The sequence below is a fragment of the Furfurilactobacillus sp. W61-4 genome (assembly GCF_057545565.1).
Window position 1 is genome coordinate 114,959 of record NZ_BAAJNZ010000003.1, and the last position, 25,427, is coordinate 140,385.

Genomic DNA, 25,427 nt, shown 5'->3' on the forward strand with positions numbered 1-25,427 from the left:
TGGCTTCCTCATTTTGGAAATGCTACGGGTTTTGTGCTGAGCGCTTCACCACTAATCAATTCAAAATATTTCACATTTGTGGTACATTCACACTTGTGTTACATTCACATCTGTGATATAGTCTTTATATGAAGGGAGGGTTACTGAAATCATGATGCAAATTGACATCAAGACGTATTTGTCAGAACACCATCTGACCATTTATGAAGTTGCTAAACGTAGCGGCTATGGCTATACCACCCTGCACAAATCATTTAATAAAAAGCAGACTGACGCAACACCCCTTAACATTCGTGATTTAGACGCACTTGCCCAAGCGCAACACGTCCAAATGTGGGAGATTTTACGTGAGTTAGAGAATCGCTACATGCAGTAAATTTTATTTTTGGCCAGATAACCTTTAAATTAACCTTTGAACAGGATGTTTAGTACAGAGGAGGTACTTAATATGGCACAACAAAACTTTTCTAACGATCCATTTGGCAACAACATGGACGACATTTTTAACCAACTCATGGGCCGCATGAACGGGCTCAACTCTGAAGCTCGCTATTTAGTCAACGGTCGTGAAATGACTCCCGAAGAATTTGCTCAGTATCGGCAAACGGGTAAACTACCGACTAGTAACCAAGCGACGGCCACTGGCCAACGCCCGGCCCAAGCTCAAAAACAAGCCGGCATTTTAGAAAAGCTTGGTCGCAATCTAACCCAAGCAGCTAAAGATGGTTTACTTGACCCAGTCATCGGCAGAAACAAAGAAATTCAAGAGACCGCGGAGATTCTCAGCCGGCGAACAAAAAATAATCCGATCCTTGTTGGTGACGCTGGTGTTGGTAAAACTGCCGTCGTTGAAGGATTAGCCCAAGCGATTGTCAGTGGCGACGTACCAGCAGCCATCAAGGACAAAGAAATATGGTCGATTGACCTGTCTTCACTGGAAGCCGGGACACAATATCGTGGTTCTTTTGAAGAAAATATTCAAAATTTGATTAAAGAAGTTAAGTCCGCTGGTAACGTGATTCTCTTCTTTGACGAAATCCATCAGATTTTGGGCACTGGCTCAACTGGCGGCGAGGATGGTGGCAAAGGTTTAGCTGACATCATCAAACCAGCATTAAGTCGCGGTGAATTGACCGTGATCGGAGCCACAACTCAAGACGAATATCGCAACACCATTATGAAAAATGCAGCCCTAGCACGGCGATTCAACGATGTGACAGTGAACGCACCTAGTGCCGCCGACACCGTCGCCATCTTAAAGGGAATTCGTGACCTCTATCAAAAGCACCACCAGGTTGACTTGCCTGACGATGTCTTACAGGCCGCTGTGGATTATGCAATTCAATATATTCCGCAACGCGCTTTGCCAGATAAAGCCATTGACTTGTTGGATATGACCGCCGCACATTTGGCTGCGCAACATCCCGTCACCGACAAAGTTAGTTTGGAAGCTGAATTAAAGCAAGCCGAAGCTGACAAGCAAAAAGCTGCCGAAGAAGAAGATTTCGAACAAGCCGCCACGGCCAAGGCCAAAGTAGACGACCTGACCAAGCAACTACAGCACGCGGATGGCGAAGCCAAACGACCAGTTGCAACCGTCAATGACGTGGCCGCCTCGGTCGAACGTTTAACTGGCATTCCGGTATCACAAATGGGTGCCAGTGACATTGAACGGTTAAAGACAATTAATGAACGGCTGAAGGGCAAGGTCATTGGTCAAGATGAAGCTGTCGACATGGTGGCCCGAGCAATCCGGAGAAACCGGGCGGGCTTTGACGAAGGCAACCGTCCAATTGGGAGCTTCCTGTTCGTTGGGCCAACCGGTGTCGGGAAGACTGAACTGGCCAAACAATTAGCATTAGATATGTTTGGCAGTAAAGACGCGATCATCCGATTAGACATGAGTGAATACACGGACACGACCGCTGTTTCCAAGTTGATCGGAACGACTGCTGGTTATGTCGGTTATGAAGATAACGCCAACACGCTGACGGAAAAGGTTCGTCGAAACCCATATTCGATTGTTTTGCTCGATGAAATTGAGAAATCTAACCCACAAGTCCTAACCTTATTGTTACAAGTGATGGACGACGGTCGGCTTACTGATGGTCAAGGTAACGTGGTGGACTTCAAAAACACGATCATTATCGCGACTTCCAATGCGGGCTTTGGTCGTGAAAGCCTGACTGATGACGCGAAACATGATGAGACTTTGATGGATAAATTAGCGCCGTTCTTCCGCCCAGAATTCCTGAACCGTTTTAACGGAATCGTGGAATTCAGCCACCTAACTAAAACCGACTTGCATCAAATCGTCGACCTAATGATCGATGACGTCAACCAAACATTGGCTAAGAAAGACATCACCTTAACAGTTACCGAAGCTGCGAAGAATTGGCTGATCGACCAAGGTTATGACGAAGCCATGGGTGCTCGCCCACTACGCCGCGTCATTGAACAGCAGATTCGCGATCAAGTCACTGATTTCTACTTGGATCACTTGGATGCTAAACACCTCGAAGCTGATTTGGTAGATGATCAGATTAAAATTCGTGACTTGGACAACTAGTCTTTTTAATAGCATCGTGTCAAATAGCCTGATTAACTCAAGCCGCCACTTTAGATAATTCAAAAACAAAAGACCACGGAAATGAAACGATTTCCGTGGCCTTTTGTTTTACATATTTTAGAAAATTACTGACGCTTGCGTAAGCCTAAAACGCCTGCTAAACCTGCTAAACTCGCCAAGATCGCTACCTCAATTGCGGCCCAACCTGTCATTTGATCAGCGCTTGTCTGAGGTAATTGCCGCATCGAATGCTTAGCCGCCGACTTTTGCTGAGCGTCCATCTTTGCGTGAGCCATGGTACCTGCTTTAGCAGCCTCCATCATTGACATTTTATTCGTTGACATGGATTGAGCCATGTTTGAAGAACTTTGCGTTGAACTTTGCGATTGCATTTTTGTTGCTTGACTATTACTTGGATTGCCACTAGTTGCCACTGAACCCGTGCCATTAGTGGCTGTCGTACCAGTTTTATCAGCTGAAGAGCCAGCCTGACTATCACTAGGTACAGTTGAAGCGCCATTTAGCGTAATTTGAATTGTCTTCGTTCCAAGAACATTCGTTAAATCTGCTTGACCATTTTTCGAGCCATATATTTTAACGATAGCGTTATAAGTCATCGTCCCATTAGCTTTCAACTGATCCAGCAATGCCTGACCTGATTTGCCTGTTGTATTACCATTTAAATCAACTTCATAGAAAAACTCGTCCGCATTCATTCCGATTGGTAACAAAGCAGCATTCTTATCTGAGCCATTATTTGACCATGGAGCGCCAGCAGCTGAATCCAGCAACAAGCGTGTTAACATGCCGTCGCCACCGAAAGCACTAAATGGAATGACTTGATTAACCCCAGCTGTAAATGGACCTGGGTAATTAGCGGCAGACAGATAACTAGCAGGCACGTCAATCATTGATTTAATGTGATCTGTTAGCCCGTTTAAATTGATGGTCACCGATTTGGTAGCAACCGGTGTTGATGTATCTCCTTTAGCAAATACCTTAACCGTTGCAGCATAGGTTGTCTTTCCATTGTCTTTCAGTTGATTTAATAATGATTGACCAGTCTTTCCAACTGTATTGCCATTTAAATCAACTTCATAGATAAATTCGTCAGCGTTTGCAGAAATTGGCAACAAAGCAGCATTTTTAGCCACTCCATTGTCTGACCATGGTGCGCCATCAGACGAATTCAACAATAATCGAGTCAACATCCCGTCACCACCAAAGGCGTTAAATGGGATTTGCTGGTTTACGCCAGCTGTGAAAGGACCAGGATATTGTGCATTGGCCAAATAACTTGCTGGTACATCAATAGTTGAGCTAATGTTATCGGTCAGAGTCGTCAAATTAACGGCCACTGACTTAGTCGCTGCTGGCGTCGCCAGATTATCTTTGGCAAAGATCTTTACAGTCGCGTTATAAGTCATTTGACCATTCGCTTTTAATTGGTCGAGTAAAGCCTGATTCGTTTTTCCTGTCGTGTTGCCATTTAGGTCAACCTCGTAAGTGTATTGATCCGAACTTGTTTCAATTGGTAACAAAGCGGAATTTTTAGCCACTCCATTGTCTGACCATGGTGCACCATCAGACGAATTCAACAATAATCGGGTCAACATCCCATCACCACCAAAGGCGTTAAATGGGATTTGCTGGTTTACGCCAGCTGTGAAAGGGCCAGGATATTGTGCGTTGGCCAAATAACTTGCTGGCACAGTAACGTTATCTTTAATATTAGTCGTTAATTGAGCAGCAGTTGGCACCGCCGATGTTGCTGCAGTTGCTGTACTTGTCGTTTGAGCTGGTGCCACACTGGCAGGTGAACTAGCTGCAGAAAAAGCTTTGACTGTTGGGGTAGATGAAGTCACATTGGCCGAGGTCGCCCCTACAGTGGCCGTTGATGAAGTAGGTGTTAACGCAACCGCTGCAGCACCAGAAGTTGGCGCTGCCGATGACGGTGTCACGATTTGTGTTTCGGTCACTGATTGCGCATCCGCATGGGCGGTTGTAATCTGACTACCAAATCCAGTATAGAAAGCAGCAACAGCAAGGCTGCTAAATAACCAGGCTTTACCTGCTTTATACATTTTAAAGCGAGTCGAAACGACTTGATTTGTAGACTGAACTTTATTTTTGATCATGAATTTTCCCTCCAGATTTGTGCCAAGACAACATTTTGGAATGATTTACTTCATTGAACAATGAACAGCATAGCAACTAGCTCTAAAGCATCTCTTATTCAATTCTTATTTAGTTCTTAAATCGACACTTACTGAGAAATTATTTAATCTTCCGTGGGATTTGCAAAAATAACCGTGGTTTTATCCTTAACAAAAATTTCCTCTAACCAAATGGACCTGCGAATTTATGATAATTTCGCAGGTCCATTTCAACTTTTAGACACCGTTTGAATAAGCAGCAACCAATATGAGCACAGCTTATTAACTAACTCACTCCTGTTGACTGTGGCAATGAAAAAACAAAAGTGCTGCCTCGATCAAGGATACTCGTTAACGTCACGTCTCCGCCTAATTGGCGAGCTAATTGCCGAGCAATATATAGTCCCAACCCGCTTCCGCCCGTCCGTGGATTGCGCGATTTCTCCACCCGATACAAACGCTTAAACACTTTGTCTTGATCGGCTGGCGCAATGCCAATGCCTTGATCAATAACGGCACAACGCCAAACATCATCTGACTTGGTAACTTTGATCGTTAAATCAGTTCCAACGGGCGAGTAATGGATCGCATTCGTGATTAAATTCTGTAAAACGCGTTCCACGGCTTGCCGATTGGATAGAATTCGTCCTGCATTCGGGTCAAGATCAACCTTTACATGGCGTTGTTCACGATGAAGCTGCGGTTTAAAACTGTCCATGATCATCACTAATAACTGATCGACATAAATCTGATCTGTTTGACGTACAGTTTCTGTTGGCTGATCCATCCAAGCCAGTGCCCGTAGATCATCTGTGAGTCCATTTAAACGTGTCACTTGTTGTTCAATCGAACGAAGATAATCTGATACCTCGCCATCTGACACAACCCCATCTAAAATTGCTTCAGTTTGAGATTGGATAGAGGTTAATGGTGTTTTAATATCGTGGGACAATTGAGCTACCATCGTCGTGCGTTCATCATTAATTTGCTTTAAATCGGCAAAGGTTTGTTGCAGTTGTTCAGCCATTTGATTTAAGTCATTCGCCAATTGACGCAACTCAGCAGGACGTTCAATTGTGGCTGAAGTCGTGAAGTCTTGCTCGGCAATTGCATGTGTTTGACGACTTAACTGACGAATACCACGAAAGGTTGGACGTAACATAATATAACTAACACTCAGCCCGATGATACTCGTGCCGACCATCACCACGACCAATTCAAGGGCTTCTCTACCCGTTAACAGCATACGTTGTACCGCCAACCACGCGATTACCGCTGATAATATGACCGGGGTAAAAAAGGCAATCATCAATACATTACGTAATTTCACGGGCCTGATCCTCCAATCGGTAACCTAATCCCCACACAGTTTTAATTGAGGGTACTGGACGATCGCCAGCGATTTGTTGCAATTTATCCCGCACATCATGCACATGCACATTAAGCGTATTAGCATCGTCAAAATAATCAACTTCCCAGACTTGATGATATAATTCGCTTTTTGAAAAGACACGATTGGGTTCACTCGCCAATAACCACAATAAGTCAAATTCTTTATTAGTTAGGCTCACTGGCGTCTGATACAGCATCGCTGTCCGCTGTTCAAACTGCATAATCAACGGTCCCAACTGAATCCTTGTTTGGTTAGCGCCTCTCCTAATTCGATTCAAAATGTTTTTAACCCGCAAAACCAGTTCACGAGGCGAAAATGGTTTAATTACATAATCATCCGCCCCTAAAGTCAGCGCATACAGCCGATCGCGCTCTTCGGTTTTAGCAGTAATAAATAAAAAGGGCTGTTCAGGCCGATAATCTAAGACCGCCTCCATAAAATCAAAGCCGTCCATTTCGGGCATCATGATATCCGTAATAATCAGGTCAATCATTCGTGATCTCACAATATTTAATGCCGTTTTTCCTTCATTAGCTGTCAAGACTTCGAAACCTTCACGCTCCAGATAACGTTTGGTCACGTCAACAATCGTTGCTTCATCATCAACCACTAAAATGGCACCCTTTACCATAATTTCCTCCGTCGCGTAAATTAGATAAACTGACCATAAACCCCACTTCATCAAAAAGGCAACCAGAAGGGCTTCGTAATGGTAGTAAAAAACCGTTTTGGCATCATCCAGAGCCAAAACGGTAAGAATTTATCCGGTTAAACCACTCTCTAAAATCCTTTTACTGTTCAGATTGGCGCCAGCGCTTTAAACCTTCCAACAGCAACGTTGGTATCAACAAGGCAACAAAGCTGATCAACCACTGTCCTGCTGTTAAACTAGTCAGAGCAAACATTCGTTGGAAGACCGGCACGATCGCAACCGCCAAAACCAGCAGAGCGGCCACGCCCAAAGCGATATTTAGGGAAGGATTACTCTTGATCGCCGCCCAGGTCAACGGTTCCCGTCGTTTGATTGGATAAATGTCGATCATGGAGCCAATCGCCAAGACGATAAATAACATCGTACTCCCGATGATCGCCTGGTTGCCAGCAAGGACAAATCGACCCAGTGCGTAAACCCCCAGTGTTAGCACTGTATAGATGCCAGCTCGCCAAGCCATTCTGCGACCCAGTCCATTGGCAAAGATACTCTGATCATTAGGGATTGGTGGTGCCTGCATCGCTGAGGCCTCACCAGGTTCACGAGCGAGGTAGAACCCAGGAATCCCGTCAGCTAGCACGTTAATCAGCAATAGTTGCTCCGCAATTAACGGGGCACCCCAACCAAACAGCACACTACCAAGCATTAAGAAAATCTGGGCAAAATTGACCCCAACTAAAAACTCAACCGCTTTTAGAATGTTTTGATAGATCGTTCGACCAGAGGCCACCGCGTCGATAATCGTGGCGAAGTTATCATCGGTTAAAATCATATCGGCGGCACCCTTCGCCACCTCAGTACCGGTAATCCCCATCGCGATCCCAACATCAGCCGCTTTTAGTGCAGGCGCGTCGTTAACACCATCGCCCGTCATCGCGACCACTTTGCCTTGAGTCTGCCAGGCATTGACGATACGAATCTTATCTTCTGGAGATACTCGCGCAAATACACTGACTTGATCGACTTTTTCCTGCAACTTGTCATCCGACCACTTGGCCAACTGCGCACCAGTCACCGTCAGGTCTCCTGGTTGATACAACCCAATCTGTTGAGCAATCGCCTGCGCTGTTTCCGGATGGTCACCAGTAATCATCACTGGTTTAATCCCCGCCGCCCGCGCTTTTTCGACAGCCGGCGCAGCTTCTGGTCGCGGCGGATCAATCAGTCCGATAAGTCCGCCAAACGTTAATTCCGTTTCCAACGCAGGTAAGTCATCACCTGGATCTTCATCAAATTGACGATACCCGACGGCTAACACACGCAGCGCATCTTTAGCGAATGCTTGGTGAATTTGGTCTAATTGATCACGTTGGGTGTCACTAAGCGTTATTGGCAATCGATCAAGTGCCCCTTTGACAATGAGTAAATAATGACCAGCCTCATCTTGGTGCAAGGTCGCCATCGATTTAACGTCAGAGGAAAAAGGTCGTTCAGCGACTCGCGGACGAGTTGCTTCTAATTGCCGTCGTGTGAGTTCTTGTTCGGCAAGCAAGCGCACAATGGCTAATTCCGTTGCATCACCGCTTGTCTGTTCGCCAGCTTCGGTTTGTTCAATCGTCGCGTTAGTGGATAGCCCAAAATATTTAATCAGTGCTAGACCACTATCGCTTAATGGCTGGTCGGTGACCGTTTCTGGTGTTTGACCAGGCACCCATAACCGCGTAATTGTCATCTTGTTTTGCGTTAATGTCCCAGTCTTATCAGACGCAATCACGTCCACGCTGCCGATCGTTTCCACAGCGTTCAGTTGGCGAATGATCGCGTTTTTTTTCGCCATCTTTTGCACACCAACCGCTAAACTAATCGTCACGATGACCGGTAATGTTTCTGGCACGGCAGCCACCGCAAGCGAGATGCCCATCATTAGATTATCAGCCGTTGAGCCCAGATTTTGCACCATACTCAGGCCAAAAATCAACGCCCCACCGGCCACGGCCACGCCCGTTAAAATCAAGGCTAACTTTGATAACCGCTTTTGTAACAAAGTTTCATGTGGTTTCGTGGCATTCAATAAATCAGCGATTTCCCCTAACTGGGTTCGCATCCCAATCGCGGTCACTAGCATAATACCAGCGCCACGCGTGACCGAAGTCCCGGAGAAAACGCGATTGATTTGATCACCAACTGATTGAACATCCGCACCATTACCCGTTACGGATTTTTCCACGGCTTCACTTTCACCTGTTAAAATTGCCTCGTCGACGGCTAAAGCGGTCATGGATTCTAAAATACCGTCGGCCGGCACTTGATCACCAGCCTTTAACAAGACAATATCCCCCACGACAATCTCAGCCGCCGGAATTTCTTGCTCACGTCCATCACGACGTACGCGAGCCGTGGGGACACTCATTTGCTTCAAGGCCGCTAACGCACGTTCTGCGCTACGCTCCTGGTACAAGCCAATGACCACGTTTAGTAAAACAATGGCACCAATCACGATCGGTTTGGTCCAACCACCGTCTAACACAACGGCCATGTAAGTCGATAACGCCACGGCAATTAGCAAAATTATCGTCGTAACTTCTGTTAATTGACGACCAATTTTCTGCCATAGACTCGGTGGCCGTTGTTCTTGTAACACGTTTTGACCCTCAGCGGCTTGCCGTTTAGTCACATCTGCTTGGCTAAGCCCAGTTTCAATAAACGTGCGTGAAGCTTGTGTTTGTGCAATCTGGTTCATCGCCTCAGTCCTTTCTGTACTGGCTTCGGTGGAATCGATCGCGACATAACCGCTTGTCATGCACGACTCGTACATCAATTTTAACAATTAATATTATTGTGGTGCAAAGAAAATGCTTATATAAGAAGAGTGAAACGAACTAGGTGATTCTGGGCTAGGCACAGAAATCAGACTTGGGTAGCTCGACAAAACATAGCACACCGTTCCCAACTCGCAATAATCACTCAGGCTGTACGGATTGCTACCTACTTTTCGAAAAATAAAGCTTACGCCTTGACGGTGACTATGCTATAAACAAAAGTGTACTCACGCATCCTCGTGAGCGGTTCAATTTTTAGGAGGTTTTCTTTTGACGCCAACACGCACTTTAAACGTCAACTTGATTCTTGCCATTTTAGCTACTGGGCTGATGTCTTTTGCCGGGGTAGTTGTCGAAACGGCCATGAATATTACTTTTCCTGTATTAATGAAACAATTTGCCATCACTACGGGAACAGTTCAATGGTTAACAACCGGTTATTTGTTAATTGTCGCAACTTTTGTACCAATTTCTGCGTTTCTAAAACAGCGCTTTAAAACGCGCCAACTTTTCCTGACCGCTAATTTACTCTTCTTAAGCGGTCTACTCTTAGATAGCGTCGCGCCAACCTTTTCCTTGTTGTTGACTGGTCGCCTGATCCAAGGGGTGGGGACCGGAATCGCGCTGCCATTGATGTTCAACATCATCTTGGAACAAGCGCCGTTGGATAAGATTGGTTTATTGATGGGAATTGGTACGCTGGTGACTGCTGTTGCACCAGCATTAGGGCCTACATATGGCGGCCTAATTGTCAGCAATTTACAATGGCGTGATATCTTTGTTTTCTTGATTCCCATCTTGCTACTGTCGCTTGTACTTGGCTTAACGGCCATTAAACAAGTCAGTCCGACTAAAAACGTCCGTTTAGATATGATCAGCTGGTTGTTGATTGCCATCGCATTTATCAGTTTGATTTTAGGCATCAGTCAACTAGCCTTAATTACAACGAAGCCATGGTTTACCATCGCTGGTCTCGTGGTCGGTATTTTCACCATTATCGGCTTCTTTTGGCACGTTCAACGGGTCAAGCAACCCTTAATTAATGTGGCTGTCTTCAAACAACCAGTCTTTAATTGGCATCTACTAGGATTCTTTTTGTTGCAGGCCACTTCACTGGGATTGTCCTTTTTATTACCTAATTTTCTTCAACTCGTCAATGATAAGACAGCGTTGGTCGCTGGCTTAATTGTGCTACCGGGTGCCGCCATTGGAGCGTTATTCGCACCTCTTAGCGGTAGTATTTTGGATCACTTTGGTCCTCGTCGCCCCATTTTAACTGGGGCCTTATTACAATTAATTGCCGTCACCGGACTCGCGGTGACCACCATGTCTTTAACCGCTAACCACCTACTATTATGGTACCTAGTCTTTATGTTTGGCACGGGACTGGCCTTTGGCAACATCATGACAACTGGCATCAGCGCGCTATCGGCTAGCCAACAGAGTGACGGCAATGCAATTTATAATACCGTCCAGCAATTCGCTGGCGCGGTGGGAACTGCGATTGCTTCGGCGATTGTCGCGTTAACACAGGCTTCACATCAAGTCAGCTTCACCTACCGAACGCAATTGGGAACCCATCGCGCTTTCATCGTATTGAGTGGGATTTTATTTATTAATTTCATCGTATTAGCCATTGGGCTGCATTTAAATCAACAACAACATACTAAAAAATAAACTAGCCGTAGTAAGAACCATTGCGGTTACTCGGACGTATTTATTGAATTGAAATAAACCCCTTGAATTATCACTAAAAGCTAACTCAAAGGGTCTATTTGCATTAAAAAGGATTTTTAATAATTATTACTGGATGCCATCAATTGCTTTTTTAAGTAATCGTTCCAATTCTTGGCCCTCTGTAGGCGTCAACCCTTGAGTCGCAAAATAATTTGCACGAGTGGCAATATCCTTGATCACCGGATACTGAGATACAGCCTTATCAGTTCCATAAACAGCCGATTTTCGCCGATCACTTGGATCACGTTCAATACGCAGCCAGCCACTAGCAACTAAATGGCGAACGGCTTTAGTTACAATACTTTGTTCGCGATCAATAGCAGCGATCAACTCACGTTGTGACACACCAGGTGTTTCTACCACAATCAAAATATAGTAATAATTACTGTCATTTAAATCTGAAAAATCATGTAGTTCACGATTTAGCCAATCACGAATTGCCCGGTTAAACATTGAAGCCCATTTTTCGATTTTATCCGTCGTTTGTACCATTACCTACGCCTCGCTTGTTCGATAATTCCGTAAATAACCAATGCAGACACAAGTTAAAATCACGGCTGCACCAAGTGTGACACCCATAGCCAATCGATAACCAATAATTAGTTGGCTTGGAATTAAAGATACCATAATGAGCAATGTGTTGGCCGCCGAACCACTAATTTGACGTAGCGCATTGGTCCAGGCAGTACCATACCCAATCTGAGACGGATCCAGGTCCTTTAGTGCTTCCGTCGCCGTAATAGACATAATCATCGAAACACCAATCATCCGCACGACGTAAACAATTGCTAACCAACCTAGCGAGGTTGTCGCAGTCATCATCAAAAACGGGAGCGATGAGACCAACAGAATTCCCAGACCCCATAGCAAAGGTCCGCGAACTCCATGCGTATCATAATATCGGCCAACAAGTGGCGCAGTGATGGCGTTAGCCACGGCCCCAGGCAACATGACTAGTCCAGCCATCAAACTGGAACTATGAACCACATTTTCGACATAAATCGGAATGAGAGCCTCCGTTCCCATTAAAATAGCAAAGATCAGCATAGTCATGAGTATCATGAGGGAAAAACTTGGCTTTTTAAATAGGCTAACATCTAATAGTGGCTTTTTGATACGCACTTGCCGTCTTAAAAAGTCCCAAGTAATAATGAACCCGGCCGACAACATCAAGGCCGCAACGCCAGGATGTTGACCAAAAACGGTCATGCTAGTCAGCATTAACCCAACACCCAACATTGAGCTAACAACCGAACGCGTATCAATATTAACTAGATGCGGTTCAGAATAATTGGGTAGCCAGCGCCAAGCCACCAAAAAGGCTAATACCATAACTGGCAGGATCAAGTAGAAAAGGAATTGCCAGGGGAAACGAGCCATAATCAACCCGCTGAGACTAGGGCCAATCGCTGGTCCTGCTGAAATAACAAGTGAAACATAGCCCATCACTGTTCCACGCCGCTCTGGCGGAAAAATCGTGATCATGCTCGTCATCACAAAAGTCGTAAGCACACCACCAGCCATCGCTTGAATCAGTCGACCAAGGAGTATAACCACAAAGTTAGTCGTCAAGGGACCAATAATCGTTCCTAGTATGAAGACTGCGACAATACTTAAAAATAGTTGCCGACTAGTATATTTTTCTGCAAGATTGGCTGATAAAGGTGTGGTTAACCCAATCATCAATACATACCCTGCCGTGAGCCACTGAGCCAAGTTTAACGAAACATGTAACGTTGTTGCCATAATCGGTAACGCCGTGATCATCAGCGTTTGATTTAAAAGAGCCGTAAAAGCGGTTAGGAGCAAAATTGTCGCCGTTAACAATCGTTGACGTTGTGTCATGATAAAATCTCACTTTCTTTCAAAATAAATGCATATGCATTTAAAATAGCAAGGATCATCGTACATGCACGTGCATATAAAGTCAATGAGATTCTTGAGAAATTTGAAACGTCCTGTTTAACTACAACATTTTCACCACGACTATCCACGAAATATATCTCATTTAATCATGTATGGCGAACACAAAAACACACACCTCTGCTGATACGAGGCGTGTGCCACATCGAAAGTACTATGGTAATTTCATTTAAAGTCGTCCAGTTATTGGCTGGATTCATCCCACCTATTCGGTAAAGTGATCATCAAAGAATGCGAGCGTTGCCGCCTGGGTGTGTGACATAAAGGCTTCACCATGCCGATTGCCAGTGACAAACTGAACGGTTGTTTCAATCTGCTGCTCGGTTAATTCTTGTTGCAAGCGTAGAATACCATCGGTTGGCACGATCTCATCTAACGAATTGGCGATAAACATCGGGCCTGCTGTTTTAGTAATTCGATTCAACAGTGAGGCTTTTTTCAACAAGTCTAAATCGCCGTTTACATAGTTCAACACAAACCATTTGTAATAGGGATCGTTACTACCATCCTGGTTGATGTCTCCAACTGGTGTGCCCGGTACGGGAGCATTTTTATTTGAAGCCACTACATCGGGATGCTTTTCAATCCAAGTATCTAAATCAATAATACCGGACCAAGAAGCGATTGGAATCCCTGTTTGAAGCGATAATTCAATGGCTAGGTTCCCACCGGCAGACATCCCCACCGCGCCAATCTTAGAACGATCAAATTGATAGTCGGACTGCTTAATCCAGTTAAAAACATTTAGAATGTCTTCAACTGGCGCTGGATACAGAACTTTTGGCGCTAATCGATAATTGGGAACGAAGACGATGTAGCCGTGTTTGGCAAAATCAGTCGCCCAATCAGTCTCTTCTTCCTTATAACCCAGCCACCAACCACCACCGTGAATATCGATAATCGCGCGCCGCTGATCGCTGGCTCGACTTGCATCTTGGTACACATCTAGCTGTAAACCATTCTTGGTGTCATAGACAACATCTTTTTCGACTTTAATTTCTGCCACGACAAATGCCTCCCTTGATTAATGCCCGCAGTATACCAGCGTCCTTTAACCAAAGGGTAATGATTGTACTCCGATAAAATTTACCAGGTTTATTTTATCGACTCAGCTGTTCAATGAACTCAAGTCACAACCGATTGGATTGCGACGAGTAAGAAAAATGATATCACACAAAATAACTCAGTTAAGTGTTAATACCACACCACAATCAGTTGTACTAGCCCTGGCTCTCGTTATGAAAATGTTGCGGCGCTGGGTCGGCTAGCTGGTTCAAAGTGACCATATCCGCAGTTTGGATTTCGAAATCCAATTCCGTATTCGCCTCGATATGCGCTAAACTGGTTGCCTTAGGTAGTGGTAAAACCTCGTTTTGAATACAAAAACGTAAGGCGAGTTGTGCCACACTGACACCGTATTTTTGTGCCAATGCGAGCACTGTCTCATTTTTCAACAAGTCACCGGTCGCTAGCGGTGAGTAGGCTTCAACCAATAACTCATTTTCTTTTGCGAACGTTGTGATTTTAGGTTCTGTAAAACCAACATAGTATTGAATCTGATCGACCATCGGTTTGACCGTCGCTTTAGCAAACAAATTTTCTAAATCATGAACGTTAAAGTTCGACACGCCAATCGCTTTAACGCGGCCGCTTTGATACAACGCTTCCATGGCATACCACGCCTCAAGGTTACCCGCGTCATCGCTTTGACCAATCTTAGACCACGGCCATGGTGCATGAATAAGATATAGGTCCAAATAGTCGACATCTAATGCGGCAAACGTCTCTTCGAAGGAGGCCATGACACCATCATAGGTCTTAATATCTGCCGGTAACTTTGATGTGACGAATAAATCTTGTCGATCAAGCTTAGCATCATGAATTGCCCGACCAACGCTAGCTTCATTCTGATAGTTTCGGGCGGTATCAATGTGCCGATACCCCACGGATAGTGCCTCACTGACTGCTTGATAAGCTAACTCACCATCTGGAATTTGCCACGTGCCAAAACCCACTTTGGGAATCTGATGCCCATTACTAAGCGTATAGGTATCCGTTAAAATTGCCATTTTAAACCCTCCACCATTAATTGCGATTGTGTGATGTCATCAAATACATCATTATTAGATATTGTAGTCTTTATTTTCTAAATTTAACGATTCATTTTAATCCAACATCTGCCCTGTCCATCAGCCGATCGTTCAACTAAGCTAAACTTTATTGGTTTATCAACTACGAACCCGTATACTAAAGGCATCATAATTAAGAATCAACGGGAGAGCGCGATGCTAAAAGTCAGTCATTTAACTAAAAAATTCGGCCAAAATCGAGGCGTGCGCGACGAATCATTTACGATTAATGATGGTCACATCATGGGGCTCATCGGGCAAAATGGGGCCGGTAAAACGACCACCTTTCGCATGATTCTCAATCTGTTACCTGCGGATTCAGGATCCGTATCATGGAATGGTCACCCACTGACACCAAGCGATTATGACACAGTGGGATTTCTGCCTGAGGAACGTGGTTTATATACGCGAATGACCATCCAAGAACAAGTGGTATATTTTGCGGCATTGCGTGGACAAGCAGCGGCAATTACCAAACAAAAACTACCGGAATGGATGCGTCGGTTTGACGTCAAAGGTAACTTAACCGACAAAATCAAAGACCTCTCTAAAGGAAATCAACAGAAAGTTCAACTGATTGCGACCCTGATTCACGAGCCAAAACTCATTATTTTGGATGAACCGTTTAGTGGCTTAGATCCGGTTAACGCCCAATTATTGGAAGATAGTATTTTAGAGATGAAACAGCGTGGGGCTTGCATTATTTTTTCTTCTCACGATATGGCTAATGTCGAGCGTGTCAGCGACACGCTGCTCATGTTGCGCAACGGTGAAACGGTGCTTCAGGGCACCCCAGTCAGTATCCGTGAGCAATTCGGCAACACAAGGGTGCGGTTACGCTCGCCACTCACACAAACCCAACTCACTGAATTTCCTGGCGTAACCCACGTCGCTGTTCAAGGCAACGCTTTTTATCTCACGTTGGCTAATGCTGAGGTGGGCAAGCAACTCTTTACGGCAGCGACCGCGGACGGTTACATTCCTGAATTCTCACAGGAGCCGCCCACTTTAGATGAAATCTTCCGGATCGAGGTAGGTGCAGAACATGAATAAATTAATGATTGTTGCTCGGCAAGTCATTCGCAAAAATCTAAAGTCACCTGCTTATATCATTTCGCTATTATTCCCCGTCATTCTGATTGCCATCATTGGCTTGATTGTGTTTATCAACCAACAAACGCAAAAGACGCCACAAATCGCTATCATCAGTGAGAATCAAACGTTTCGCAAAGCATTGATTGAATCTCCGACCCACGGAGACTACCATGTCAAACGACAATTGACCACCCGGTCCGCTGCGGAAAAACAGCTCGCTAATGAGAAATTGGATGGCTATTTAACGGTGACGGTAACTGATAAGAAAGTGTCAGCCACCTATCGTCAGCGCACGAATGGCAGCTCTTTAGAGTCGGCCACCTTGAAAAATAACTTAAATACGTTAAAAATCCGTCAAACAGCCGTCCGTTTGGGCTTAACCGGCCAACAATTACAAGAATTATTTACACCAAGCACTTATCATACCCAGAATGTCACTTATCAAAATGGGCATGTACGCCGTCAACGTTCAAACCAACAGGGTACTAATACTGCCGTTGCTTTTGTGGTCACCTTGTTGATTTACATGTTTATCAATTTGTATGCCAGCATGATTGCTCAAGAAACTGCGACCGAAAAAGGATCGCACATCATGGAAATTTTGGTCAGTTCCGTTAGTCCAGACATTCAATTCTTCGGTAAGATCACGGGTATGCTAGCGTTAATTGTGCTACAAGTCGTGGTCACTGGTTTGGCTAGTCTCGTCGGTATCCAAGTACTCCATCAAAATGTCGGGATGTTGAAGCAATTCTCCTTTAATCAAATTCAGCCCGGGATGATCACTGTCTTAATTGCCTACTTTTTAGTTGGTATCATGCTGTACACTGTGATTGCAGCCATGCTAGGGGCGATGGTTACGCGTCAAGAAGAAGTCGGCCAAGTACTATCGCCATTAACTACCGTTGGCATGATTGCCTATATCGTGTCGTTCATCGCGGTTAACAGCAACAGTTTATTGATTCGAATCGGCTCGTTTATCCCCTTTCTTTCCCAAAGTCTAATGCCGGTGCGCTATGCAGTTGGTAACGCCTCATTAGTTGAGGTGTGGATCAGTATTGGCATTGCTTTTATTGCTTTGATCGGGCTTACTTGGGTCGCCTTACGCGAATATCGCCGTCACGTCTTAGACTACAACACCCGCCGTCGTTGGTTTAACTTCCGACGATCAAGACGCACTTAATTGAATTAGCAGTATTATTAGCCACACAAAAGACCTGCTCGTCATGTGAGCAGGCCTTTTGTGATAGTTTATGAAGCATGAACAATTGGACTTTCAGCTAAAATTTCCCGAACTTCGTCAGTGCTCTTCGTTTCCATTAACTGGTTACGCAAATCAGCTGAGTGAGGCACATTGCGAATATAAATCTTGAAGAAACGTTTGAGTGACGGGAAGCGTGGATTGTCATAACGAGCAGAAAAATCATCAAATAGATCCAGCTGCGTTTCCAATAGCTGAATCAATTCAGCTGTGGAATGCGGTTGCGGATTTGCTTCAAATGCAAATGGATTGGTAAAAATTCCCCGACCGATCATGACGCCATCTAGTCCAGGATGGTCATTGGCTAATTCAGTAGCTTGCGTGCGGTCGGCCACATCACCATTGATGGCAAGAAGCGTTCGTGGCGCAATCTGATCGCGCATTTTGACCAATTCATCAATTAATTCATAATGGGCTGGCACCTTACTCATTTCTTGGCGCGTCCGCAAATGAATCGTCAGCATGGGGATGTCTTGTTCGAGTAAGAAAGGAATCCACGTCCTAAATTCATCGATTTTACTGAAACCCAAACGTGTTTTAACTGAGACCGGTAACCCCGCCGTCTTGGCAGCTGCGATCACCTCTGCGGCAGCCTGTGGGTGTCGGATTAAGTCACTGCCACCATGATTCTTAATTACCGTCGCATCTGGACAGCCTGTGTTGATATCAATAGCCTCGTATCCGCGCTGTTTAACAGCGGCGGCAGCTTTGACGAAGTCCTCACCCTCATCACCCCATAATTGAACAATTGGTGTAGACACTTCATCATCGGCCACGTATAACCGCCCTTGCGCCGAAAATTTTGCTTGTGCATGTGTAATACTCTTAGCATTGACAAACTCCGTATAAAAAACATCGGGAGCACCGGCTTGCGCAACCACCCGTCGAAACACTGCATTAGTCACTGCTTCCATAGGTGCTAACTGTAAAATTGGCCGCTGTTCCTTACGCGCCTGCGCCGCAATCGTCTGCCAGTAGTTTGTTTGAGTCACGAAAAGATCTCCTTACCTTTGTTTAGTAACACCGGGTATCTTACCACGATTTCGGGCAGATATGCACGTGATTACATTGGTATAGTATTGATGAGTTGCTGAGCCTTGGCCACACAAAGTTCAACAAACTTGGCCGTTGTTTGCGAAGGCATTTCTGCTAAACGATAAGCAACACTAAAATCTAGACTCAGTAATGATTCATCAAAGTTAAAAACATTGATCGGTAATTTTTGATCTAATGAGGCGATCATATTTTGAGAAACGATCACACAGCCCAGCTGCTTTAGTGCAAGTTGAATTGCCACGCGTGAATCACTCGCTTCAATCCGCGAATTAACGTGAATACCACTATCATGGAAACGATGATTAACCACTTCTTGGAATCGAGAGTCATCACCTATTGCAATAAAATTTTCACCGTTTAACTGGCTAATCGTTTGAATCGTGGCTGTTCGTTGAAACATTCCGGCTCGATATAAACGTGAATTTTGTGGGACTAATAATGATAATGGCATCACACCCAGTGGTTTAGATTCCAACTGAGGATGATAGATCGTCTTACCAATGAACACATCCAATTGCCCATCTAGTAACATACCTTCAGCTTTAGAAGTGGTCACCTCTCGTAAATCTGTGTGAATTTGCGGATAAACTTGATAAAAGTCGGGCAATAATTGAGGAAGCCAAGTGGCCGCTAAAGGCTGGTTAATCCCAATGCTGATGGATCCAAATTTAAATTCTCCTAATCGGTTCATTTCAGTTAACTTAGCTTGTTGTAACTGTTGTTCTCGCTGTAAATAGGATAGTAGTCGCTCACCTGCATAAGTTAAATGAACCGGGATTCGTTGCCGCTCCACTAATCGAACACCATATTCTTTTTCAGCATTGTTGAGTCGGCGGCTGATGTAAGATTGGCTAACATACAAACTTTGAGCAGCAGCCGTTAACGTATCAAATTGGTTAATCGCAGTCAGAAATTCGGTTAAGCGTTCTGTCATGATCTCATTCCTCCATGGTCTTTAACGCGTTATTCCCATTTTACCGCATTACAAATCATGACAATTTAGTCATGATCATTGACAAGAATTCGAATTTCACTTTTGTTGATAGCGGTTACATAATCGACACAAAGGATTGCTCATTACTTAACTTAGCCTCATTACGCAGAAAGGACCTTTCCTGATGACTGAAAAATTTACCACTCCCACTTGGGATGCAACTTATGACGTGATTGTACTTGGCTTTGGTGGTGCCGGCGCGACTGCCGCTCGATTTGCCGCCGATGCTGGCGCTAAAGTTTTATTGACTGATGCTGCACCTAATGGTCACGAAGGCGGTAACACACGATATTCCGCCCAATTAATTGGTACCGGTACTGATTTTGACGGGCTTAAACGATACTATCAGGCGCTCACCGCACCGATGGATCTTGACGAAGCGATGATTGACACATACGTGCAAGGAATGGTCGACATCCCTGATTATGTTCGCCGTTATTTAGATGTTGCACCGGTAAGCGGCGTTAAAGATCTGGCTCCAGTCGCTCCAATTCCGCTTGAACCCGCCGTGCATGAATATCCAGAATTCCCCGGTGTCCAATCTTATGACTTTACAACTGTCCATAAAGGCCTCTTTGACGCTGCACTTTGGCAAATTTTACGTCAAAAGGTACTAGATCGTTCTGATTCAATCGATGTGTGGTTAAATTCACCAGCTACACATTTAATCCAAGATCCAGAAAGTAAAGTGATTCTGGGTGTCTCAATCGAGCGAAACGGTCAAACACGTTATATTCAAGCTAAAAACGGCGTTGTGCTAGCTGTTGGCGGTTTCGAAAACGATCGTCAGGCGATTCAAGATTATCTAGGGGCAGATCATTTGGCCGTCTTAGGAAGTCTCTACAACAAAGGCGATGGTATTCGGATGGCCGAAGAAGTCGGTGCAGATATGTGGCATATGCATAATTACGAAGCATTGGGCTTTCTTCATGGACTGGCCTTCAAGCCAAAAGCGGGTGAACGAGCTCAATTATTACTTAATCCAGGGGAAGCCATGTACTCTGGCAGTGTCATCACTGTCGCTGACGATGGTAGCCGTTACTTTAAAGAGGACGAACTGAATCGTCATGGCCATATTTATGACCATGGCATGTGGCGCGTCCCACAAACCAATGTCCATCCGCACCTAGTCTTTGATCAGACCCAATTAGCGGATTTTAAGGCAGCTAAAGCCTTACCTTATCCGGCCTTTTTAGATGACCTGATTACGGCTGATTCATTAACCGAGTTAGCAACTAAGATTGAAGCCGATCCTACAATTCTTTCCGAAACAATAACTGACTTTAACACCGCTGCACAAACTGGCCATGACGTCGCCTTCCATCGGAATCCAACGACGATGCGTGCCTTCGGTCAAGGACCGTTTTATGCGGTCGAACTCACTCATGATGTGCTCAACACTCAGGGTGGTCCACGACGTAATGCACAAGCAGAAATCCTTGATGCCAATCGTCAGCCAATTCCACATCTCTACGGCGCTGGCGAATTAGGCGGCATCTCTGCCAATCAGTACCAAGGTGGTGGTAATTTAGCCGAATGCTTGATTTTCGGAAAAATTGCTGGTGAAAATGCCGCAAGGTCAAAATCAGACAGTGTTAACACGGTTGAATCGGCCGATACCGACGCAACCACTGGGGCTAGTCAGCATTCAACAGCGTCGGCAACCAACAATAACGACTTGATTACTGCTCAACTAGATCTTGGTCAGATTTCCCTTGGTCCAGATCAATATTTAGGTACCAGTGATAACGGTATCGGTGGTCAAATTATCGTTCGAATCACCTATAAAGCTGGTCAGTTAATCAATGTCGACGTTGTTTCGCAAAGCGAAACCAGTGAAGTCGGTGGTCGTGCAGTCAAAGAAATGCCGGATCGTATAGTTAGCGCGAATACGTATGAAGTTGACGCTGTATCCGGTGCCTCCGTTACTAGTCATGCGATTAAAGATGCCGTCAAAGATGCCATCGATAAAGCAACAAACACAGTTGCCTAATTGATCCCCTGAGGAGCCTTCTAGTTCTTTAAGAGATAACATAAAAATCAGCCGGCACTAACCAAATTGGCTAGTACCGGCTGATTTTAGTTGCTACTTCTTGCCCACGGCATCTTTCAACCCAGTCAACACATTGATAAACTCCTGTTGAACTGGGTTCGGCATGAATGCTTTGCGAATCACTAATGACATGTTAAAACGTTCGGGCAATGGATCAGTTAATGGCAACGCAACCACATCATCGCTGGGCTGAATGGCATCATCAACGAGTAAGCTCACACCGAGATTGGCACGCACGAGCCCCTTAATCAGCGACAAGACCGGTGTACTATAGACAACATTTGGTGTAAAGCCCGCGTAGTCACTGTACGCTTTAAGGGCTTGGGGATGAACGAATTTGCCAGTCATCGTCACAAAATTATCATTAGCGAGTTGTTCAAACGCAATGGCTGATTGGTCAGCTAACGGATGTTGCTTGCTGACAACAGCTCGAAATGGATGAGCAGCCAGCAACATGCTATCTAAATTAGCTTCATGCATTGGCCGTACTGAACCTAACAACGCGACGTCAATCTTCCCGGCCTCTAGTTCTTTTAACAGTTGATCAGAACCAACCTCCAGCGTTTCCAAATAATGAAGTAAGCCTTTGGAAAATAATTCCCCGGCAATCAGTGGAAACCACATTGTCCCGATAATCGGAGGCATGCCGAAACGAATTGTCGATTGTTCCGCTTGTTCGACTTCCAAGTAGGCCAAGTCTAAATCCTTTAAGATACGTTGTGCTCGTTGATATAAAAGTTGCCCTGCCCGAGTGATGACTAATTTATTATGGGCCCGATCACGCTGAACTAAGGGCGCCCCAAACTCATTTTCCAAACGCTGGATAGCCACTGTAATCGTTGGTTGACTCACCTTAAACTGACTGGCGACCACCGTATAATTTTTTTGCGTCACTAACGCCGAGAAGTAAGCCAAATCACGTGTATTCATGGGGCACCCCTTTGACCAAGCTAATTTTTTAACTAATGTAAGATTACCATATTTTCCAGACTAGCCGTGTTAACGATCCGGAAATTAAAAATCACCTATTTTCCATTTTCGGGAGATAGGTGATTCTCGATTGTTCGGAATAGCTAAACCGTTCGTATTGGTTACCTCAATTCATACCACATGAGGTTACTTTCAGTCGGTATCATCATGGCCTGATCCTAATCTTTAACTTCGTGAATGGCATCGATAACCGTGCCATCTCGATACTCAGCCAATGCCACAACCCGATCTGTAAATTGCAGTGGTTCAGGATGGCCGACTTTATCAGCTGCCATCTGTTGCAATTGTTCAATCGTGTAAACAGGCACACCCGGAATATTAGTTAATGCTTGCTGCAGATCTTGACGTTTAGGATTGATCGCAATCCCATATTCAGTAACCAACACGTCAATCGAGTCGCCCGGCGTAATCACCGTTGTCACATCTGGGACCACGGTCGCAATTCGGCCGCGAACCAGCGGTGCTGAAATAATCGTCAGTTTAGCGGTTGCGGCATCCTGATGTCCGCCAATGGCGCCACGGATCACGCCATCAGAACCCGTCATTACGTTGACGTTGAATTTGGTATCGATTTCTAGCGCACTCAAAATGACCACATCCAATTGATCAACCATGGCCCCCTTATTATCAGGGTCTGCGTACCAAGAGGCGTCAATTTCTTGTTGGTTAGGATTGGTGTGCATCGAGTCGGCCGCACCCTTATCGAAGTCTTGCACATCCATCACTTTGTCGATCAAACCTTCATTTAATAAATCAGTTGTTGGTTTGGTGATTCCGCCTAACGCAAAGGATGCTTTAATTTGATTATCTAACATTGATTGGCGCAAGTAACGAGTTACCGCCAATGCTGCACCGCCAGAACCGGTCTGGAATGAGAAGCCATCTTTGAAGTAGGGTGAATTCACAATAACATTGTTTACCGTTTCGGCAATCTTCAATTCCTTAGGGTCTTTGGTAAACCGCGTCGCACCTGAGCCAATCTTGTCGGGATCACCAACTTTATCAACTTGAACCACATAGTCCACCTGTGTCTGTTTGATCGAAGCCGGTGTGTTCGGATAAGGCATGAGATTATCCGTCAGCAAGACCACCTGATCCGCATATTGAGCATCCATTAACGCATAACCCAAGGAACCAAAGACCGCTTTACCGTCCATCCCATTCGCATTGCCTAATTTATCAGCATTAGGCACCCCGAGAAAGGCCACATCGATCTTAATATCACCGTGTTCAATGGCGCGTGCCCGATCACCGTGAGAACGGAAAATGACCGGGTTCTTCAAACCACCGTGTGACACGAAGTCGCCAAGTGAACCCCGCATTCCCGAACTGGTAATGTTCGTGACCGTTCCGGCCTTAATTGCTTCAATCACCATGTCGTTCATCACACCAGTCAATGACGAGGGAGCCAATGTTAAATTCTTAATCCCGGCATCAATAATCACCCGCATCACTTGGTTAAAGACAAAATCGCCATTACGAAAATGGTGATGAAAAGAGATCGTCATCCCATCTTTAACCGTTGCTTTAACCACGTCTTCAATCGAATCAACTAATTTATCGTCGCCGGTTTGAGCACGAACCTTAGGCGCTACCCGCTGAATTTCTGGATGACCAATCTCAGTCGTCTGGTAAGGTTGATATTGCAATTGCGTCATTAACTCATCTGGTAGGTCACGATTTACATTATTTTTCAAGGTCATTACCCTCCTCATCTACTAAGTGAGATGCTTTTGCCAAGCGCATCACCCGTTGAGCACGCAAAACAACGGGGCGGTCTACCATTTGTCCATTCATCGAGATAACACCAGAACCCTTCAACCGGGCTTCCTCAATCGCGTTAATCACATTACGGGCGTTCTCAATTTCAGCTTGAGTAGGTTGATAGACTTCATTAACCATCGCAATTTGCCGCGGGTTAACCAAGGATTTTCCATCAAAGCCAAGTTGATGAATATAGCGCGTTTCGCGATAGAAACCATCTGTGTCATCCATATTGGTAAAGACCGTGTCAAATGCAGCAATTCCAGCCGCCCGAGCAGCGTGGAGCACCATGTTTCGGGCAAATTCAAGTTCCGCGCCATCCGGATAGCGATGCGTTTTCATGTCCGTGGTGTAATCTTCAGCGGATAAGGCAATTCCAATCATGCGGTCAGATGCAGCAGCAATTTCTGGCGCATTGAGAACTCCCTTGGCACTTTCAATCGCGGCCATCAAATGAGTGGAACCCTCCTCACGACCAAATTCTTTTTCAGCCGCTAAGACATCTTCTTCCAGGCTGGTGATCATTTCAGCCGTTTCAGTCTTCGGCAAGCGAATAACGTCAATACCGGCCTTGACCATTGCACGAACATCATTTTGATAAAATGGTGTATCATCGCCGTTAATCCGCACAACCAGTTCTGCCTCTCCGTAATCTTGACTCTTCAGTGCTTCGTAAACTAAATCGCGAGCAGCGTCTTTTTCTGCTAATGAAACGGCATCTTCTAGATCAAACATGATCGAGTCTGCCCCATAAATCCCCGCATCTTTAACCATCGCGGGATTATTTCCTGGAACAAACATCATCGTTCTTCGTAAGCGTTCTTCTGTCTCCGCCATGT

At 45.1% G+C, this 25,427-nt stretch carries 19 protein-coding genes; 6 read left to right on the forward strand and 13 right to left on the reverse strand.

Going from position 1 to position 25,427, the window contains the following annotated elements:
* The first annotated feature begins 154 nt into the window (after nucleotides 1-154).
* Nucleotides 155-376, forward strand: coding sequence for a helix-turn-helix domain-containing protein (locus tag AC27FN_RS04845; protein ID WP_487167056.1), 222 nt, complete (start codon nucleotides 155-157; stop codon nucleotides 374-376).
* Between the two features lie 72 nt (nucleotides 377-448).
* The gene (locus AC27FN_RS04850) at nucleotides 449-2,569 is read left to right on the forward strand and encodes an ATP-dependent Clp protease ATP-binding subunit (RefSeq protein WP_487166886.1); all 2,121 of its coding nucleotides are present in this window, start codon (nucleotides 449-451) and stop codon (nucleotides 2,567-2,569) included.
* Between the two features lie 125 nt (nucleotides 2,570-2,694).
* Here the strand turns inward: AC27FN_RS04850 and AC27FN_RS04855 are convergent, their stop codons facing one another.
* The 4 genes from AC27FN_RS04855 to AC27FN_RS04870 form a co-directional block, all read right to left on the reverse strand.
* Nucleotides 2,695-4,707, reverse strand: a complete 2,013-nt coding sequence (locus AC27FN_RS04855) for an SSURE domain-containing protein (RefSeq protein ID WP_487166887.1) — start codon at nucleotides 4,705-4,707, stop codon at nucleotides 2,695-2,697.
* 304 nt (nucleotides 4,708-5,011) lie between these two features.
* A complete protein-coding gene (locus tag AC27FN_RS04860; RefSeq protein ID WP_487166888.1) occupies nucleotides 5,012-6,055 on the reverse strand; it encodes a sensor histidine kinase in 1,044 nt (347 codons plus the stop codon).
* Nucleotides 6,042-6,749, reverse strand: a complete 708-nt coding sequence (locus AC27FN_RS04865) for a response regulator transcription factor (RefSeq protein WP_487167057.1) — start codon at nucleotides 6,747-6,749, stop codon at nucleotides 6,042-6,044. The genes AC27FN_RS04860 and AC27FN_RS04865 overlap by 14 nt, the downstream gene beginning before the upstream one ends.
* Before the next feature lie 160 nt (nucleotides 6,750-6,909).
* Nucleotides 6,910-9,510: a cation-translocating P-type ATPase gene (locus AC27FN_RS04870; RefSeq protein WP_487167058.1), complete on the reverse strand. Its 2,601-nt coding sequence runs from the start codon at nucleotides 9,508-9,510 to the stop codon at nucleotides 6,910-6,912.
* Nucleotides 9,511-9,859: 349 nt separating this feature from the next.
* Here AC27FN_RS04870 and AC27FN_RS04875 point away from each other — a divergent pair, with 349 nt between their 5' ends.
* The gene (locus AC27FN_RS04875) at nucleotides 9,860-11,266 is read left to right on the forward strand and encodes a DHA2 family efflux MFS transporter permease subunit (RefSeq protein WP_487166889.1); all 1,407 of its coding nucleotides are present in this window, start codon (nucleotides 9,860-9,862) and stop codon (nucleotides 11,264-11,266) included.
* A gap of 126 nt (nucleotides 11,267-11,392) precedes the next feature.
* Here the strand turns inward: AC27FN_RS04875 and AC27FN_RS04880 are convergent, their stop codons facing one another.
* From AC27FN_RS04880 to AC27FN_RS04895, 4 genes are all read right to left on the reverse strand, one after another.
* Nucleotides 11,393-11,818 (reverse strand): MarR family winged helix-turn-helix transcriptional regulator, encoded by a 426-nt coding sequence (locus AC27FN_RS04880; RefSeq protein WP_487166890.1) that lies wholly within the window; start codon nucleotides 11,816-11,818, stop codon nucleotides 11,393-11,395.
* Nucleotides 11,819-11,821: 3 nt separating this feature from the next.
* A complete protein-coding gene (locus tag AC27FN_RS04885; RefSeq protein WP_487166891.1) occupies nucleotides 11,822-13,171 on the reverse strand; it encodes an MFS transporter in 1,350 nt (449 codons plus the stop codon).
* A gap of 283 nt (nucleotides 13,172-13,454) precedes the next feature.
* A complete protein-coding gene (locus tag AC27FN_RS04890; RefSeq protein WP_487166892.1) occupies nucleotides 13,455-14,255 on the reverse strand; it encodes an alpha/beta hydrolase in 801 nt (266 codons plus the stop codon).
* A 214-nt stretch (nucleotides 14,256-14,469) separates the two neighbouring features.
* Nucleotides 14,470-15,318 (reverse strand): aldo/keto reductase, encoded by an 849-nt coding sequence (locus AC27FN_RS04895; protein ID WP_487166893.1) that lies wholly within the window; start codon nucleotides 15,316-15,318, stop codon nucleotides 14,470-14,472.
* A 216-nt stretch (nucleotides 15,319-15,534) separates the two neighbouring features.
* On the opposite strand from AC27FN_RS04895, the gene AC27FN_RS04900 reads away from it, so the two are divergent.
* Both AC27FN_RS04900 and AC27FN_RS04905 read left to right on the forward strand, forming a co-directional pair.
* Nucleotides 15,535-16,431, forward strand: coding sequence for an ABC transporter ATP-binding protein (locus AC27FN_RS04900; protein ID WP_487166894.1), 897 nt, complete (start codon nucleotides 15,535-15,537; stop codon nucleotides 16,429-16,431).
* Nucleotides 16,424-17,653, forward strand: a complete 1,230-nt coding sequence (locus tag AC27FN_RS04905) for an ABC transporter permease (RefSeq protein ID WP_487166895.1) — start codon at nucleotides 16,424-16,426, stop codon at nucleotides 17,651-17,653. The genes AC27FN_RS04900 and AC27FN_RS04905 overlap by 8 nt, the downstream gene beginning before the upstream one ends.
* Before the next feature lie 68 nt (nucleotides 17,654-17,721).
* Here the strand turns inward: AC27FN_RS04905 and AC27FN_RS04910 are convergent, their stop codons facing one another.
* Nucleotides 17,722-18,723 carry a tRNA dihydrouridine synthase gene (locus tag AC27FN_RS04910; protein ID WP_487166896.1) on the reverse strand — a complete coding sequence of 334 codons (1,002 nt, stop codon included), beginning with the start codon at nucleotides 18,721-18,723 and terminating at the stop codon, nucleotides 17,722-17,724.
* Nucleotides 18,724-18,794: 71 nt separating this feature from the next.
* Nucleotides 18,795-19,721, reverse strand: a complete 927-nt coding sequence (locus tag AC27FN_RS04915) for a LysR family transcriptional regulator (protein ID WP_487166897.1) — start codon at nucleotides 19,719-19,721, stop codon at nucleotides 18,795-18,797.
* 184 nt (nucleotides 19,722-19,905) lie between these two features.
* On the opposite strand from AC27FN_RS04915, the gene AC27FN_RS04920 reads away from it, so the two are divergent.
* The gene (locus AC27FN_RS04920) at nucleotides 19,906-21,774 is read left to right on the forward strand and encodes an FAD-binding protein (protein ID WP_487166898.1); all 1,869 of its coding nucleotides are present in this window, start codon (nucleotides 19,906-19,908) and stop codon (nucleotides 21,772-21,774) included.
* Nucleotides 21,775-21,867: 93 nt separating this feature from the next.
* Here AC27FN_RS04920 and AC27FN_RS04925 read toward each other — a convergent pair whose 3' ends face one another.
* The 3 genes from AC27FN_RS04925 to citE all read right to left on the reverse strand — a co-directional run bounded on the left by AC27FN_RS04925 (nucleotide 21,868) and on the right by citE (nucleotide 25,425).
* Nucleotides 21,868-22,764 (reverse strand): LysR family transcriptional regulator, encoded by an 897-nt coding sequence (locus AC27FN_RS04925; RefSeq protein WP_487166899.1) that lies wholly within the window; start codon nucleotides 22,762-22,764, stop codon nucleotides 21,868-21,870.
* 218 nt (nucleotides 22,765-22,982) lie between these two features.
* A complete protein-coding gene (gene citF, locus AC27FN_RS04930; RefSeq protein ID WP_487166900.1) occupies nucleotides 22,983-24,521 on the reverse strand; it encodes a citrate lyase subunit alpha in 1,539 nt (512 codons plus the stop codon).
* Nucleotides 24,511-25,425, reverse strand: a complete 915-nt coding sequence (gene citE / locus AC27FN_RS04935; protein ID WP_487166901.1) for a citrate (pro-3S)-lyase subunit beta — start codon at nucleotides 25,423-25,425, stop codon at nucleotides 24,511-24,513. The genes citF and citE overlap by 11 nt, the downstream gene beginning before the upstream one ends.
* Between the last annotated feature and the right edge of the window lie 2 nt (nucleotides 25,426-25,427).

Excerpts from the sequence above, each read along its gene's own strand:
- AC27FN_RS04870 (WP_487167058.1), bottom strand. The coding sequence starts at position 9,510 with ATGAACCAGATTGCACAAACACAAGCTTCACGCACGTTTATTGAAACT.
- AC27FN_RS04850 (WP_487166886.1), top strand. The coding sequence starts at position 449 with ATGGCACAACAAAACTTTTCTAACGATCCATTTGGCAACAACATGGAC.
- AC27FN_RS04885 (WP_487166891.1), bottom strand. The coding sequence starts at position 13,171 with ATGACACAACGTCAACGATTGTTAACGGCGACAATTTTGCTCCTAACC.
- AC27FN_RS04920 (WP_487166898.1), top strand. The coding sequence starts at position 19,906 with ATGACTGAAAAATTTACCACTCCCACTTGGGATGCAACTTATGACGTG.
- AC27FN_RS04905 (WP_487166895.1), top strand. The coding sequence starts at position 16,424 with ATGAATAAATTAATGATTGTTGCTCGGCAAGTCATTCGCAAAAATCTA.
- AC27FN_RS04900 (WP_487166894.1), top strand. The coding sequence starts at position 15,535 with ATGCTAAAAGTCAGTCATTTAACTAAAAAATTCGGCCAAAATCGAGGC.
- AC27FN_RS04915 (WP_487166897.1), bottom strand. The coding sequence starts at position 19,721 with ATGACAGAACGCTTAACCGAATTTCTGACTGCGATTAACCAATTTGAT.
- AC27FN_RS04895 (WP_487166893.1), bottom strand. The coding sequence starts at position 15,318 with ATGGCAATTTTAACGGATACCTATACGCTTAGTAATGGGCATCAGATT.
- AC27FN_RS04855 (WP_487166887.1), bottom strand. The coding sequence starts at position 4,707 with ATGATCAAAAATAAAGTTCAGTCTACAAATCAAGTCGTTTCGACTCGC.
- AC27FN_RS04865 (WP_487167057.1), bottom strand. The coding sequence starts at position 6,749 with ATGGTAAAGGGTGCCATTTTAGTGGTTGATGATGAAGCAACGATTGTT.
- AC27FN_RS04925 (WP_487166899.1), bottom strand. The coding sequence starts at position 22,764 with ATGAATACACGTGATTTGGCTTACTTCTCGGCGTTAGTGACGCAAAAA.
- AC27FN_RS04845 (WP_487167056.1), top strand. The coding sequence starts at position 155 with ATGCAAATTGACATCAAGACGTATTTGTCAGAACACCATCTGACCATT.
- citE (WP_487166901.1), bottom strand. The coding sequence starts at position 25,425 with ATGGCGGAGACAGAAGAACGCTTACGAAGAACGATGATGTTTGTTCCA.
- AC27FN_RS04880 (WP_487166890.1), bottom strand. The coding sequence starts at position 11,818 with ATGGTACAAACGACGGATAAAATCGAAAAATGGGCTTCAATGTTTAAC.